The organism is Delftia sp. DT-2, assembly GCF_028401915.1.
In the GTDB taxonomy this organism is placed as follows: domain Bacteria; phylum Pseudomonadota; class Gammaproteobacteria; order Burkholderiales; family Burkholderiaceae_C; genus Comamonas; species Comamonas tsuruhatensis.
On sequence record NZ_JAQOTI010000014.1, the window covers coordinates 1 to 14,180 of the forward strand.

Below are 14,180 nucleotides of genomic sequence, written 5' to 3' on the forward strand. Positions count from 1 at the left end.
CTACGGTTCCAGGGACAGTACTTTGACGGCGAGACGGGGCTGCATTACAACCGGTTCAGGTATTACGATCCTGTGGTTGGGAGGTTTGTGCATCAGGATCCGATTGGGTTGTTTGGTGGTGAAAATTTCTATTTATATGGGGTCAATCCAATTGAATGGATTGATCCTGCTGGTCTATCAACCCATCGAAATAGAATGGATCGGGTAGCAGGTAAATCTCCAGATCATCAAACACATCACAAAGTACCACAAGATATTTTTAACAAAAGACCTATTCTCAACTGCATAGACAGACACGCTTTAGAGAATCTTATCAATTTACCCAAGAAAACAGGGCAATTTGGAGGAAAGAAGGGAAAATGGTTTGGAAAATCCACCCACAATACTAATCACAATGACTATTCCGACGCCATATTATCTGCAATAGATAGAGAAATAGCATCATCGGGCGGATGTCCCAAGCAACTCTCAAAAAGAGTAAATGAAATGCAGGATTTCTTACACAAAGAGTTAAAAAAAGGAACGCCAATAATGAAAAGTGAAGGATCTACATTCAAACTTTGGGACGATCTCTTGAAAAAAGGAGGATTCTAATGACGACCATAACTGACTTTCCGGCAGATGTGCAGGAGATTTTAATTTTCATGAGGGATAATAAATTTCTCAGCACTATATATAAAGGCAGTGATAAAAATACAGAGATTGTCACAAATATACATAGAGCCTTAGAAATATATACAGATCAGGATATCAAAAAACCCTATTATTTTTTACAAGATATATTTTCCTCCGCACAAAAGAAAATTGAAATCCCGCCTCCACCCAATTATTTGGAAAAATTTGCAATACATCGAGATTCGGAAAATTATTACGAAAAAATAATAAATAACAACAAACATCTTATTATGGAATTAGGTATAGATGACGATGACTATGAATTTCTAATGAATATATTTTATGAAGATTTGGTGTTTTGCGCAAAATCCAGATTATTCTCCGAGGAAAAAATAGATTTCTTTGAAAGAGTATTTAAAATATATAAGTCATCGGGATTTCCTTGTGGTTGGAAAGGCAGTAGCAATCCGAACAAAGGTAGTTTTGTGGTTTATTCCAAGAATTAGACTCTTGGCCAATTGAAAATTGATTCGCAAAAAACTGTTTTCAAACGATCATCACCCGTGAAATTTAATTTCATTTGGTTGAAATCACGGAAAAATAGATTTTGCAGAACTCCTCTCAAGAAGCCTGTGCGTACGTAGGCTACCGACAGCCACGACGCACTGGGCCGGCGAATCGACAAGCACGATGCCTTCGGGCGCCCCCCTCCTCTACGCCGGCGACCTGCTCGCCGGGGAAATCCGTGGCTCACGAAAGACCATGGATGCTTGAAGAGTATATGCAATCAGTGGAAGAGCTAAAGGATTTTGATTTTGATAAATATGTCGAAGACATGGCGTTATCTCATAAAGCCGTGAAACCAAAATTACCATCAACATAAGAAATATGATGAATACCGAAAGATTGCTATCCTTCCTAGGTCATACTTCGACAAGTGATGATTTTGAGTCATTTCTTCTCGAGAATGACATAAAAAAGATGCCAAAGGGAGATTCAACAACAAGAATAAAAACCAAAGACAAATTGATTTCCATGGAATTTGACCCCACAGATTCATACAAGGAAAAATATCTTTCCCCACCTATTGGGGATGGCTGGTTCACTTTTGAATCATTCGATATCAATAAAGGCTTTGAAAAAGAAAATCCATTCAACCTCGCTTTTGCAATGGACAAATCACAGGTTGAAGAAAAATTGGGAAAATCAGTCAGCAAGAATCAGGAAGACCTTGTCCAAGCGTATCAAAAGGACAACCACATAATTATCATATTCTATAAAAACAAGTGGAAAGGCATAGAAACCATAAGAATAAGAAAGATTAACAAATTCGACGCAAAGAATCTCAACCTTAAATAGAATCTCATATTCTATGGATGGAAAAATTCTCGTTTCATTCATTGGAAAATCTCCCAATGATCCTTCTTTCGATGCTTGGCTTCAGGAGCATCGAATCTTTGAACGACCTCATCTTGCAGAGCAAGACGAAGAATACGAAGAGGATACTGAAGCAGCAGCTATAAATGCAAGAAATAGCTAGATTGAAGAAAACGAGAAGCATAGCATTGCGTTGATCTATGAAAATCAAGACAACTATAATCGAATCTTCAAAGATAACTCCATCCATATGGGCGGCGATTTTATTCTCAAACAGGTAGCGTTCTATGCTCAAGGAGTATCGAGCTATCGTGGTTTTCAGGGGACTCTACCTTTTGGCCTTGTTTTTTCAGATACCCAAACCTTAGTACATCAAAAACTAAGCAAACCCATTGCCTCCAGGTTTATTCATAACCTATCTGCCGATCTTTGGGCAACCCCAGATTGACACATAAATATAAGCTACGTGCATCTCACTGGAACCATTGCCATAATTCATATCCGCAGACCTAGTATGCCGCCTGTGCTTATACCAGGGCCTCCACTTTGAATACGACGTGCGCGGCAACGTCACCCGCCGCACCCGTGGCAACCAAAAGACCGACACTCAGGAAGTGCTGGACCTGACCTGGAACGCAGACCACCAGCTCATCGAATCGAACACCACGCGCCACGGAGTCACCCAGGCCACCCGCTACGCCTACGACCCCACGGGCCGATGTGTCGCCAAAAGCGATGTCTTCTGCAGCACCCACTACCTGTGGGATGGCGACCTCATGGTGCACAGCCAACGCGGTGCAAGGCAGGCGCTCTATCTATATCTACGAGCCAAGCAGCTTTGTACCGCTGGCCACCATTCAGGGAGCGGGCGAGGAACACAGCACCTACTGGTACCAGTGCGACCAGATCGGCGCGCCACTGGATCACCGCCGAACATGGCCAAGGGGCCTGGGCCGCACCACGGCCTACTCTTGAGCTACTGGTCGTGGCATCTCACTGTGGGACTGAACATCTTAAGAATCAGAGCCGATTGCCTGACTTTCTTTTCTGCCACACGATTCCCTTTGCAAAAGGCAAATGTATTATTGAAGCCCATACAGTTGGATACATAGCCCCTACATTATGACAATCGATTACCCAGATATAAGCATTATTTTAATAAAATATCTATTTGGAGAAATATGTCTGAATGTTGAAACATCAGCAACGGTGCCAGAAAGCATAGAAGACCTGGCATGCACGGGATTTTCCAGAGAGGGAGATCCGCATGATCATGAATTATTCGAGAAATATTATTCCATAGTGAATAAAAACCAGGGAATCAACTTCAAGATATACACGCTCAAAGGGAAAATATGGGGCAGCGGCCTTGATTTCCATGGATTCAGGTTATCCACCATCCTTAAGATGATCAATAAGCCAGCCAACATGAGATTGTTCCTTGACAGCAAAAACTCCGATGGCGCACTCATCATTAATGATCTATGCGTTTGTAGATTTTCATACCACAAGGAAAACCCTCTAGCCCTCACATTTGAAACCAATGCCGCAATAATCGATGATATGAAAAACAGAAAAATCTCCTCCAAGGCTGTTGAAAATGACTTCGCTGAAATATCTGCAGTACTGGCGAGAAGGAGTAACAGGAAGCTTAGAAAAATAAAACAAATATTGGTAGCCACGGGTCATATATTGAAATAATTACCACCAATAATCCTTCAATCTTTATTTAACATCCAGACATGGCAGCTGCCCACTCATATGAATACACCCCAAAATCTTCACACACTCAACCTGGAGACCGCAGAGAAATCCATCCGCTTGCTGGCGACCGCATTCTTTCACCAAGATCTGAAAACCCTTGAAGCCCACTTCGGCATCAGCCCACTGCAAGTGGATGAGGCTTTTGAAGCATTGGAAAATTATCTCGGCAAAGACGATTTCACCTCGCTTGCACCTCCTCCAATAGGTAGCCAGATCATTCTGGAAGAAGATGAAATTTGTGCCGACGATGAAAATTCTTCAATCAGGGTCTATCGATTGAATTACGGAGGCTGGGGCTACGAGATGGATGTTTTCATGCAAGACAAGAAGTGCGATCTGACCATGCGTGGCGAGCTGTCTGGAGATTTCGGCAAGAATCCGCACGGCGTCAAATTTCATCTGTTTGAAGTCATGTGATTTTTGTCCCGACCATGCACACCATACCCGAGCTTGCCAGCCCCCAATCCTGGCAATCCACCCTGCCCTCCCGCCGCGAAGAGATTTGCCAAGCCATTCTGGAGGGGCTGCCGCGCGGCTTCGAGTTCGCCAAACCATTCGTCTCTACAGAACCTGCTGAGGGCGCAACATGGGAGGTTCCCTGCTTTTACGATGCGCAGCATGAGACCACGCTGACCCTGGTCCTGGGCGGCGATTTCACCTACGAGGCAACGGCGCAGCGGTTGGATAAGCTGCGCGATTCGATCCCTGCGGAGGACTGGTCCTTGATTGCGCCGGTGGTCCATGCAGCGCAGGAGGCCGATCCCGTGCATGTGCCCGCATTTCTGATGGGCCGCTTTCCCACGTTCGAGTGGGTGATTGAAGAGCATGTGGATTTGTGCGATGGGCTGGAGCGGCCTGATTTCTCCAGCGAGGACGGGCCGTTTCCCGCCTATGTCACGCAAGAGGAAGCGCAGCGCTTTTTGGCCGCCACGGGCTATCGCCTGCCTTGGGACCATGAGTGGGAGTACGTTGCGAAGGCGGGCGCGGAGCGGCTGTATGTGTGCGGGGACGCAGTTCCCCAGCGCGATCTGTCCGGGGATGTGTGCCTGACACAGTTTGGCGATGGGCAGCTCAACCGCGCGGCCGCCAATCCCTGGGGAATGGCGGCGTTGGCGGTGGCCACGTTCACCCGGCTGCAGGCCAGTCCGCACGAGTGGCGCATCCGTGGCGGTGCGGCGGCGTTCTATCCGTTCCAGCATCCCATGCAGCAGGCCATGCTGCTGACGGAGCTTCAGCTGCCGCTGGCCAACATGCCCGGCCAGATGGCGGGTCTGCGTCTGTGCCTGGATGTGCCGGCCATATAAGGGCAAGGACATATACGGCCACATGGGCCAGTCCGTGCACAGCCGTTGTTGTGGCGCTCCTGGCACAGCAATGTTCTGATGGCGTCATTTTTCGGCTTTAGGATGGCGGGCCATGCGCAATCCCCACTCCCTTTGGACGGCAGCAGCCCTGGGCCTGGCAGCCTGTCTCGGCACCAGCCCGGCCCATGCAGCCCGGCCCATGATCACGGACGATGCCCGCATCGTCGATGCCAAGTCCTGCCAGCTGGAAAGCTGGGCCAAGTCCAAAAAGGACAGCACGGAATTCTGGGCGCAGCCGGCCTGCAATTTCACGGGCAATCTGGAGCTGACGCTGGGCGCGGCACGCACGCGCGAGGACGGCAGCAGCCGGACCACGGACGTGGTGATCCAGGGCAAGACCCTGTTCAAGGAACTGCAGCCCAATGGCTGGGGCTGGGGCCTGGCCGTGGGCAATGCCCGGCATCCGAATGACGAGGGCCAGGGCCGGGGAGATCTGTACGCCTATGTGCCCGTCACGTTCTCGCTGCGCGATGACCGGCTGTTCTTCCACACCAACGTGGGCTGGCTGCGCACGGCGCAGACACATCGCAACCTCATGACCTGGGGCCTGGCAACCGAGGCCCAATTGAGCCAGAGCACCTGGCTGATTGCCGAGACATTCGGCCAGAACCAGGGCAAGCCCTTCTACCAGATGGGCCTGCGCTACTGGTTGGTGCCTGGACATGTGCAGGTCGATGCCACCTACGGCAACCGCGCGGGCAGCAGCACGCAGGAGCGGTGGTTTTCCATCGGCTTGCGGCTGCTGTCGTCACCGTTCCTGCCCTGAGCACTGCCTGGTGGCTGGCGTCGCGCCCGTATGCCTGCAGGCCCGGACGCCATGGAAACCGGTGCCCCGCACCGGCCGGTGCGGGGTGGTGCGGACCGTGCAGGACCGCAGTGCCTATTTGTTGGGCTTGGCTGCAGGGCCGGCCGGGATGGCGGCGACGCCATCAGGCTTGACGTAGGTGACCGAGGTCACGTAGTGCACGCCGTCGTATTTTTCTGCGCCGTTCGGGCCGGTACGCTCGCCGCCGCTGCGCTCGTCGTGCGTGGCTTCGGCCACGTAGGTGCCCTTCCAGGGCATGTCGAACTGCACCAGGCCCTGCTCGTCGGCATGGGCTTCCTTGCTCCAGCCCGATTGCACGGTCAGCACCACCTTGGCCTTGGGCAGCGGCTGGCCCTTGTAGATGACCTTGAACTCGCCGGCCTTGCCCAAGGGCACCACATCCAGCGTCAGGCGCGGGGCCTGGGCGGCAAAGCCGGTGATCAGGCGCGCGGCCGGGTGGTACCAGTTGCGCAGTTCCTGCTCGCCCTTCTTGCTGGTGTACAGCGGGTAGCCGGCATCCTCGGCCACGATGCTGTCGCCCTGGCCGGCCTTGAAGGGCAGCGCAAAGCCGGTGCCGGTCTTTCGGCCATCGGCCGCCTTCTCGCCCTGGGCAGACACCAGGGTGGCCACGGGCTTGCCGAACTTGTCGAGCAGGCCCGGCGATGTCTCGCGCAGGTTGTCGCCGAATTCGCCAAAGCGGATCACGGCGGTTTCGCCGGCCGGCTGTTCCAGCCAGATCTGGTGGGCCTGGCTGGCGCCGCTGGCGGCCAGGAGTGCGGAGACAAGAATCCAGTGTTTCTTCATTGCAGCTTCCTCAAAGGACAAAAAAACAGCCATCGGCGCCACAACGGGCCGACGGCATGAACGTGCTTGGGCAGTGGGGTGCGGCCGCATGGCGCCGCATTGGTTATTGAATGCGAATGGTTTGCATTCTATGTGCATTGCACACCGCCCCGGCGCAGTTCACCAGGTGGCTGCAATGGGGTTCGGCCCAGCGCTCAGGCGGCATCCTCGATGCGCACCGGCTCGCCCGTGAAGGCCAGCGCCTCGGCGGCCTGCTCCCAAGGGCGCCTGTCGTGCGCCTTGGCCGGGCGTAGCACAAAGCCCTCGCCTTCCGCATGCGTGGTGCTGGCCGCGGGCGGCAGCGGCAGGCCCATGCGCTCATGCGCCTGGGCCACCAGGGTGCGGGCGTAGATTTCCGCAGCCATGCTGCGTAGGCGCGGCTTGTAGACCTTGCCCACGTTGGTGGTGGGGAGCGCATCGATGATGCGCACATAGCGCGGGCGCGCAGGCGCTTCGTCCACGCCGGCTGCGGCAAAGGCCAGCAGTTCGGTCTCATCGGCCTGGGCGCCGGGGTGGAGCGCGACAAAGGCCACAGGCACCTCGCCCGCATAGGCATCGGGTGCGCCCACGGCGGCGCAGGCCTTGACGGCGGGATGGCGCTCCAGCGCCTGCTCTATCACCTGCGGATCGATGTTGTGCCCGCTGCGGATGATGACGTCCTTGGAACGCCCGCGCAGCCGCAGCAGGCCGTCGTCGCCGACCGAGCCCAGGTCGCCCGTGATCAGCCAGCCGTCATCAGTGAGGTAGCTGGACGGCTCGATGCCGCCCAGGTAGCCGGAAAACAGGTTGGGCGACTGGAACACCACCATCCCGGTTTCGCCGGGCGCGGCTTCCTGGTCCGATGGCCTGCCGTCCGGCCCCATGCGGCGCACGGCCAGGCGCGCAAACGGCAGGCGCAGGCCCACATGGCCGGCCGCCGCGTGCAGGCCGGGCGGCGTGATGGTGGAGATGCCCGTCATCTCGGTCATGCCCAGGCTCTCGTGCACATGGAAGCCGCTGTGCGCCTTGAAGCGCGCCGCCACCTCGGGCGACAGCGGCGCGGCGCCCGTGCGGAAGTAGCGGATGGAGGACACATCGGCCCCCTGCAGCGGCACCTCCACCAGCGCGGCCAGCACCGTGGGCACGGCCGACATCAGCGTGGGCTTCCACTGTGCCGCCATGCGCCAGAAGCCGGCAATCACGGCCTTGTTGCGAAACAGCCCCGTGGTCGGAATGATGACGTGGGCCCCGGCCGAAAAGCAGGCCAGCGAGCCCGGCAGCACGCCCGCCACATGGAACAGCGGGTAGCCGTTGATGGTGCGGTCGGCCGTGTTCAGGCCCTGCATCTGCACACTGGCCCAGGCGGTGTAGACCTGGGCGCCATGCGTTTGCACGGCGATCTTGGGCGCACCCGTGGTGCCCCCGGTATGGAAGTAGGCCGCCACGTCGCCAGCCTGGGGCTGGCGCCCGCTCACCAGCCGGTCGGAGGGCTGGGCGGCCAGGGCGGCGTTCAGATCGCTGGCGGGCCAGCGCTGTCCATCCCCCAGGGGAGTCCGGCCTTCATGCGAGACCCAGAGCACATGCGCCAGATCCGCATCCAGCGCCGTGGCTTTCTCGCGGATGCCGGCATCGTCCTCGTCCGCCCAGGCAATCAGAAAGCGCGCGCCCGTGGTCCGCATCAGGGCAGAGATCTTCTCGGCACTCAGCAGCGGATTGATGGGCTGCACGATGCCCGCCGCCTCACCGCCCCACAGCGCAAAGTGGTACTCCATGCAGCCGGGCAGCAGGATGGCCACCGTGTCGCTGGCGCCCATGCCCAGCGCATGCAGGGCGTTGGCCGTCTGGTGGATCTTGCCCAGCAGTTCGGCATAGCTCAGGTGCCGGGCATCATCCACGCTGCCGGCCTGGGGCAGAAAGCTCAGCGCCCTGCCCTGGCCGTGCTCACGCGCGGAGTTGCAAAAGAGGTCGTAGACCGTTTGCGCCGTGATCAGCCCGGCCATGGGCTGGCTTTCGATGGCCTCCACATCGGCCAGGGAACGCACGGCCCGCAGGGGCCGGAACATGGATTGCGCAGGAATAGGACTCATGGCCATGGGCTCACTCCGCGCCCAGGCCGTTGGTGCGCACCACCTCGCCCCAGCGCGTGTAGTCGCTGCGGATCAGGCCCTCGGTGTCCTGGGGGTTGAGGTAGGCGGCCGTCACGCCGATCTTCTCGAAGCGGTCGCGCACCTCGTCGGTGGCCAGCAGCTGGCGCGAGGTGGCGCTGAGTTTGTCGATGATGGCGCGCGGCGTGTCCCTGGGTGCCACCAGGCCGCCCCAGGACGATGCCTCATAGCCGCCAAAGCCCTGCTCGGCCATGGTCTGCACGCCGTCCAGCGCCTTCACGCGCTGCGGCGTGCCCACCGCCAACGCCCTCAGCCGGCCACTGCGGATATGGGGCAGCGCAGACACCATGTCCGCATAGATCACCGGCACCACGCCGCCCAACGTGTCGTTCATGGCGGGCGCGCTGCCCTTGTAGGCCACGTGCTGCATGGTGTGCAGCCTGGCGGATTTCATCAGCTCCATGCTCAGGTGGCCCGAGCTGCCCGCGCCGGAGCTGGTGTAGTCCAGCGTGGAGGGCTGCGCCTTGGCGTACTGGAACAGCGATTTGAGGTCCGTCACCTTGGGCAAGGACTGCGCATTGACCGCAATCACATTGGGCAAGTCATAGATCTTGGTGACCGGGGCGAAATCCGTGGCCGGGTGGAACTTGACGTTCTTGAAGAAATGCGGCGCCATGATGGTGGGTGTGACCATCATCATCAGCGTATAGCCGTCAGGCGCAGCCGTGCGGAACTGGCCTGCCGCCACCGCGCCCGATGCGCCGGGCTTGTTCTCTATCACCACAGGCTGGCCCAGCTGGCGCGCCAGCGCCTCGGCGTAGACGCGCGCCGCGCCATCGGTGGGCCCGCCCGGCGGGAAGGGAACGACCAGGCGAATCGGCCTGTCGGGCCAGGCGCCGGTATCGGTATTGGCCTGCGCCGCGCCGCACAGCGATGCGAACGCAGCCACGCCGATGGCGCCCAGCGCCATGCCCTTGGCCAACGCCTGTCTTTTTGTGATGCCTGCCATCTTGTCTCCTTGAATGTTTATGTGTTCTGGCTGGCCCATTCTGCCCAGCGCACCCTCTTTGACAATGGCGGCGGCGGTTGACATCATGTCAAACAATATTGACACCCCCTTGGACTGCAGCGCATGGATCTCCTGGCATTCAACATCCTTGTCCAGATCATCGAACACGGAAACCTGAGCCAGGCGGCAAAGTTCTTGAACATGTCGCGGGCCAACGTGAGCTACCACCTGGCCCGGCTGGAGAAGTCCCTGGGCGCATCGCTGCTGCGCAGAACGCCCCAGGGCGTGGAGGCCACCGAGGTCGGCCAGCGCATCTACCGCCATGCACGCAATATCCTCAACGAGACCGAGCTGGTGCGCGAGCTGGCCCAAAGCAGCACGGACGACATCTCGGGAAAGATCGGGCTGAGCGTGCCCACCGGCTACGGCCACCTGGTCATGGCGCCGTGGCTGATCGAGTTCAAGCGCGCCCATCCGCAGGTGGTGCTGGACATCCGCCTGGAGAACTTCATCGACAACCTGCTCAAGGACAGCGTGGACATCGCCATCCGCGTCATGTCCGACCCGCCGCCCATGCTGGTGGCGCGCGACATGGGGCCGGTGCGCTACAGCCTGTGCGCCTCCAGCGACTGGCTGCGCAGCCACCGCCTGCCGGAAACACCGTCCGAGCTGTCGCGCACGCCGCTCATCACATCGGGCGGAGAAAGCGGCAAGGTGCGCCTGCAGATCGCACGGAACGGCCAGCCGCTGGAGGAGCTGGACATCACGCCCACGCTGATGTCGCGCAGCTACCCTTTCCTGTGTGACTGCATCACCGGCGGCCTGGGCGTGGGGCTGGTGCCCGACTACATGGTGCGCCGCGAGGTGGAAGATGGCCGCGTCGTGCTGGCCATGCAGGACTACGAATTCAGCATCAACCAGGGCCGCATGTTCATGCTGTACATGCCCAACCGCTTCCAGTCCGGCGCCGCCCGCGCCTTGATCGACTTTCTGAGCGACAGGATGGGCCTTGCGCGCATCATCCGGCCGGGTGACTTGCCCGACACGGCGCAGGCCTTGCAACCGTCGGAATGACGCTGGAACAAAGTTTGTAGACGACTGGTCGGTTTTTACGTTAGACTTCGATCCCATGAAGAAACCCGCACAGGAAACACGCCAGCACATCCTTGATGTGGCCAAGGCGTTGATGACCCAGAAAGGCTATACGGCCGTCGGCCTGGCCGAGGTCGTCGCGGCCGCGGGCGTGCCCAAGGGCTCCTTCTACTACTACTTCAAGTCCAAGGAAGAGTTCGGCCAGGCCCTGCTGCAGGAGTACTTCGACGAGTACCTGGCCAAGATCGATGCGCTCATGGAGACGCCCGACCCGGCCATCTCCCGGCTGATGACCTACTTCCGCCATTGGACACAGAAACAATGCTCGGCCCATGCAGGAGGCCAGTGCCTGGTGGTCAAGCTGGGCCCCGAGGTCTGCGACCTGTCCGACGACATGCGCTCGGTGCTGCGCACCGGCACCGACGCCATCATCACCCGGCTGACCGACTGCGTGCGCGCCGGCCAGGCCGATGGCTCCATCACATCCGACCTGGACGCGCCTGCGCTGGCCGAATCGCTGTACCAGCTGTGGCTGGGCGCCTCCCTGCTGTCCAAGCTGGGCCGGCATGAGGAGCCATTTGCCGCAGCCCTTGTGTCCACGAAGCGGCTGCTGGGCTGAGCCGGCCTGGCCGCCGCTTTTTATTTGCCTTGTTTGTAGACGACTGGTCAACTTTAAACCCTTCACCTCTTACCTATCCCTCTTCCTTTTGTTCAACCACCACCACTGCACACCATGACCGACCATAGCCTTCACACCGATCTGTTCTCCCCCACCCAACTGGGCGGCCTGTCGCTCGCCAACCGCTTCGTCATGGCCCCGCTGACCCGCAGCCGCGCCGGTGACGACGGCGTGCCCACCGAACTGCACGCCGCCTACTACGCCCAGCGCGCCAGCGCGGGCCTGTTGATCAGCGAAGCCGTCAACATCTCGGCCCAGGGCCGCGGCTACAACCTGACCCCCGGCATCTGGACCGAGGAACAGGTCGCCGGCTGGAAGAAGGTCACCGACGCCGTACATGCGGCCGGCGGCAAGATCGTGGCCCAGCTGTGGCACGTGGGCCGCTACTCGCACGTGGACCTGCAGCCCGGTGGCGTGGCCCCTGTCGCCCCCTCTGCCATCAAGGCCGAAGGCGTCACCTTCACGCCCAACGGCGTGGCCGAGGTATCCATGCCCCGCGCCCTGGAAACCAGCGAAATCCCCGGCATCGTCGAGCAATACCGCCATGCGGCCGAATGCGCCAAGCGTGCAGGCTTTGACGGCGTGGAAGTGCATTCGGCCAACGGCTACCTGCTCGACCAGTTCCTGCGCGACTCCACCAACCACCGCAGCGACGCCTATGGCGGCAGCATCGAAAACCGCGCCCGCCTGACGCTGGAAGTCACCGACACCGTGGCCAAGGTCTGGGGAGCCGACCGCGTGGGCATCCGCCTGTCGCCCGTCACACCCAACGCCGGCAACACGCCGCTGGACAGCGATGTGATGGCCCTCTACGGCTACCTCATCCCCCAGCTCAACCGCTTCGGCCTGGCCTACCTGCACGTCGTGGAAGGCGCCACCGGCGGCTCGCGCGAACTGCCGCCCGGCGTGGACCTGGACGCGCTGCGCAAGCTTTTTGACGGCGCCTACATGGGCAACAACGGCTATGACCTGGAACTGGCCATGGACCGCCGCGCCAAGGGCCTGATCGACACCGTGGCCATCGGCCGCCCCTTCATCGCCAACCCCGACCTGGTGGCACGCCTGCGCCATGGCAAGGAACTGGCCGTGGCCCCGCACGAGGCCTACTACGGCGGCGGCGCAAAGGGCTACATCGACTGGCCTGTGGCAGCCTGAGCACAGGACTGGCGCCCCGCGATCTGCGGCACACTGGCTGACCTGCGTCCTCATCGAATGACCAATCGAAAGACCAAGCCATGCAACTGCTGATCGTGGGCGCCACGGGGCTGGTGGGCAGCCAGGTGCTGCAACAGGCCCTGGCCGACAGCCGCATCACCCGCGTCGTGGCCCCGGTACGCCGGGCGCTGCCGGCGCATCCCAGGCTGCTCGCCCCCCTCGTCGATTTCGAGCACCTGCCCGAAGACGCCGACTGGTGGCGGGCCGATGCCCTGGTCTGCACCCTGGGCACCACCATCAAGACAGCCGGCAGCCGGCCTGCTTTTCGGCGTGTGGACCATGACTATCCGCTGCTGGCCGCACAGCTGGCGCGGCGCCATGACACAGCCACCTATGTGCTGAACTCGGCCATGGGCGCCGATGCCGGCTCGCGCATCTTCTACAACCGCGTCAAGGGTGAGCTCGAACGCGACCTGCGGGCGCAAGGCTTTGCCTCCCTCACCTTCGTGCGCCCCGGCCTGATCAGCGGCCCGCGCACCGAACACCGGGCGGGCGAGCGCTTCATGGTCAGCCTTCTTGGCGCCCTGGGCCCGCTGCTGCCCCGGCGCTGGCGGCTCAACCCCGCGCACCGCATTGCCCAGGCCTTGATAGAGGCTGCTGTCAACGCCAGGCCCGGCGTCCATATCGTGGGTTCCGAGGCGCTGGCCGAATGAACCCGGCGCCTGCACGCGCAAAAACAGAACCCTTCAGGAACCCCTGCATGAACCCGCATATCGCCCCGGTCGATCTCGCCAAGTCCTACCGGCTGATCAACCACGGCCCCACCGTCCTGGTCTCGGCCCGCCATGGCGGCGTGGACAACGTCATGGCCGCAGCCTGGTGCTGCGCGCTGGACTTCGCGCCCCCGAAGCTCACCGTGGTGCTGGACAAGGCCACGGCCACGCGCGCCCTGGTCGAGCAAAGCGGCATGTTCGTGATCCAGGTGCCCACGGCTGCCCAGTTGCAGCTCACGCACCAGGTCGGCACGCTCAGCCTGTCCACCGATGCCGGCAAGCTCGCCACCAGCGGCGTTCAGCTGTTCGGCATGCAAGGGTTCGACCTGCCCTTCGTGGACGGCTGCGCCGGCTGGCTGGCCTGCAGGCTGATCCCCGAACCCCACAACCAGCAGGCCTACGACCTGTTCATCGGCGAGATCGTGGGCGCCTGGTCCGACACCCGCGTGTTCAGCGACGGCCACTGGCACTTCGAGAACGCCGACCCCGCGCTGCGCAGCCTGCACTACGTGGCGGGTGGGCAGTTCTATGCGATTGGGCAGGCGTTGAACGTGCAGGACGAGGTGCAGGACGGACCGCCCTGAAACTCGCCAATGGCGCCATGGCTGTATTGCACAATC

The 14,180-nt window shown here is 59.5% G+C and carries 16 protein-coding genes; 13 read left to right on the plus strand and 3 right to left on the minus strand.

All coding sequences use genetic code 11. The annotated features are described in order from the left end of the window. The 8 genes from PO605_RS23375 to PO605_RS23410 all read left to right on the plus strand — a co-directional run. Window positions 1-594 (plus strand): RHS repeat-associated core domain-containing protein (locus tag PO605_RS23375; protein WP_272206915.1); only part of this gene is annotated, 594 nt, incomplete at its 5' end. Beyond that, window positions 594-1,121: a hypothetical protein gene (locus PO605_RS23380; protein WP_156136076.1), complete on the plus strand. Its 528-nt coding sequence runs from the start codon at window positions 594-596 to the stop codon at window positions 1,119-1,121. The genes PO605_RS23375 and PO605_RS23380, both read left to right, overlap by 1 nt. A 385-nt stretch (window positions 1,122-1,506) precedes the next feature. Continuing rightward, window positions 1,507-1,974: a hypothetical protein gene (locus PO605_RS23385; protein ID WP_139093507.1), complete on the plus strand. Its 468-nt coding sequence runs from the start codon at window positions 1,507-1,509 to the stop codon at window positions 1,972-1,974. Window positions 1,975-2,185: 211 nt separating this feature from the next. Next, window positions 2,186-2,440, plus strand: a complete 255-nt coding sequence (locus tag PO605_RS23390) for a hypothetical protein (protein WP_272206916.1) — start codon at window positions 2,186-2,188, stop codon at window positions 2,438-2,440. Window positions 2,441-3,114: 674 nt separating this feature from the next. Further along, window positions 3,115-3,693, plus strand: coding sequence for a hypothetical protein (locus PO605_RS23395; protein WP_272206917.1), 579 nt, complete (start codon window positions 3,115-3,117; stop codon window positions 3,691-3,693). Between the two features lie 60 nt (window positions 3,694-3,753). Next, window positions 3,754-4,173, plus strand: coding sequence for a hypothetical protein (locus tag PO605_RS23400; protein WP_272206918.1), 420 nt, complete (start codon window positions 3,754-3,756; stop codon window positions 4,171-4,173). A 14-nt stretch (window positions 4,174-4,187) separates the two neighbouring features. Further along, window positions 4,188-5,060 carry a hypothetical protein gene (locus tag PO605_RS23405; RefSeq protein ID WP_272206919.1) on the plus strand — a complete coding sequence of 291 codons (873 nt, stop codon included), beginning with the start codon at window positions 4,188-4,190 and terminating at the stop codon, window positions 5,058-5,060. A gap of 112 nt (window positions 5,061-5,172) precedes the next feature. Next, window positions 5,173-5,886 (plus strand): hypothetical protein, encoded by a 714-nt coding sequence (locus tag PO605_RS23410; protein ID WP_272206920.1) that lies wholly within the window; start codon window positions 5,173-5,175, stop codon window positions 5,884-5,886. A gap of 114 nt (window positions 5,887-6,000) precedes the next feature. Here the strand turns inward: PO605_RS23410 and PO605_RS23415 are convergent, their stop codons facing one another. From PO605_RS23415 to PO605_RS23425, 3 genes are all read right to left on the minus strand, one after another. After that, complete coding sequence (locus PO605_RS23415) at window positions 6,001-6,729, minus strand: DUF4198 domain-containing protein (RefSeq protein WP_272206921.1); 729 nt, start codon at window positions 6,727-6,729, stop codon at window positions 6,001-6,003. A gap of 194 nt (window positions 6,730-6,923) precedes the next feature. Then, window positions 6,924-8,840 (minus strand): AMP-binding protein, encoded by a 1,917-nt coding sequence (locus PO605_RS23420; RefSeq protein WP_272206922.1) that lies wholly within the window; start codon window positions 8,838-8,840, stop codon window positions 6,924-6,926. Window positions 8,841-8,844: 4 nt separating this feature from the next. Next, entirely contained in the window at window positions 8,845-9,861 is a 1,017-nt protein-coding gene (locus PO605_RS23425; RefSeq protein ID WP_272206923.1) for a Bug family tripartite tricarboxylate transporter substrate binding protein, read from the minus strand. A gap of 123 nt (window positions 9,862-9,984) precedes the next feature. Here PO605_RS23425 and PO605_RS23430 point away from each other — a divergent pair, with 123 nt between their 5' ends. The 5 genes from PO605_RS23430 (at window position 9,985) to PO605_RS23450 (ending at window position 14,144) form a co-directional block, all read left to right on the plus strand. Next, complete coding sequence (locus tag PO605_RS23430; RefSeq protein WP_272206924.1) at window positions 9,985-10,935, plus strand: LysR family transcriptional regulator; 951 nt, start codon at window positions 9,985-9,987, stop codon at window positions 10,933-10,935. Window positions 10,936-10,990: 55 nt separating this feature from the next. Then, a complete protein-coding gene (locus PO605_RS23435; RefSeq protein WP_047472376.1) occupies window positions 10,991-11,572 on the plus strand; it encodes a TetR/AcrR family transcriptional regulator in 582 nt (193 codons plus the stop codon). A 114-nt stretch (window positions 11,573-11,686) separates the two neighbouring features. After that, window positions 11,687-12,787, plus strand: coding sequence for an alkene reductase (locus tag PO605_RS23440; RefSeq protein ID WP_047472377.1), 1,101 nt, complete (start codon window positions 11,687-11,689; stop codon window positions 12,785-12,787). Between the two features lie 80 nt (window positions 12,788-12,867). Beyond that, a complete protein-coding gene (locus PO605_RS23445; RefSeq protein ID WP_272206925.1) occupies window positions 12,868-13,500 on the plus strand; it encodes an NAD-dependent dehydratase in 633 nt (210 codons plus the stop codon). A gap of 47 nt (window positions 13,501-13,547) precedes the next feature. Then, complete coding sequence (locus PO605_RS23450; RefSeq protein WP_272206926.1) at window positions 13,548-14,144, plus strand: flavin reductase family protein; 597 nt, start codon at window positions 13,548-13,550, stop codon at window positions 14,142-14,144. Window positions 14,145-14,180: the final 36 nt, after the last annotated feature.

Coding starts and splice junctions, on each gene's coding strand:
- PO605_RS23440 (WP_047472377.1), top strand. CDS start 11,687: ATGACCGACCATAGCCTTCACACCGATCTGTTCTCCCCCACCCAACTG.
- PO605_RS23385 (WP_139093507.1), top strand. CDS start 1,507: ATGAATACCGAAAGATTGCTATCCTTCCTAGGTCATACTTCGACAAGT.
- PO605_RS23445 (WP_272206925.1), top strand. CDS start 12,868: ATGCAACTGCTGATCGTGGGCGCCACGGGGCTGGTGGGCAGCCAGGTG.
- PO605_RS23435 (WP_047472376.1), top strand. CDS start 10,991: ATGAAGAAACCCGCACAGGAAACACGCCAGCACATCCTTGATGTGGCC.
- PO605_RS23425 (WP_272206923.1), bottom strand. CDS start 9,861: ATGGCAGGCATCACAAAAAGACAGGCGTTGGCCAAGGGCATGGCGCTG.
- PO605_RS23410 (WP_272206920.1), top strand. CDS start 5,173: ATGCGCAATCCCCACTCCCTTTGGACGGCAGCAGCCCTGGGCCTGGCA.
- PO605_RS23415 (WP_272206921.1), bottom strand. CDS start 6,729: ATGAAGAAACACTGGATTCTTGTCTCCGCACTCCTGGCCGCCAGCGGC.
- PO605_RS23405 (WP_272206919.1), top strand. CDS start 4,188: ATGCACACCATACCCGAGCTTGCCAGCCCCCAATCCTGGCAATCCACC.
- PO605_RS23450 (WP_272206926.1), top strand. CDS start 13,548: ATGAACCCGCATATCGCCCCGGTCGATCTCGCCAAGTCCTACCGGCTG.
- PO605_RS23395 (WP_272206917.1), top strand. CDS start 3,115: ATGACAATCGATTACCCAGATATAAGCATTATTTTAATAAAATATCTA.
- PO605_RS23380 (WP_156136076.1), top strand. CDS start 594: ATGACGACCATAACTGACTTTCCGGCAGATGTGCAGGAGATTTTAATT.
- PO605_RS23430 (WP_272206924.1), top strand. CDS start 9,985: ATGGATCTCCTGGCATTCAACATCCTTGTCCAGATCATCGAACACGGA.
- PO605_RS23400 (WP_272206918.1), top strand. CDS start 3,754: ATGAATACACCCCAAAATCTTCACACACTCAACCTGGAGACCGCAGAG.
- PO605_RS23420 (WP_272206922.1), bottom strand. CDS start 8,840: ATGGCCATGAGTCCTATTCCTGCGCAATCCATGTTCCGGCCCCTGCGG.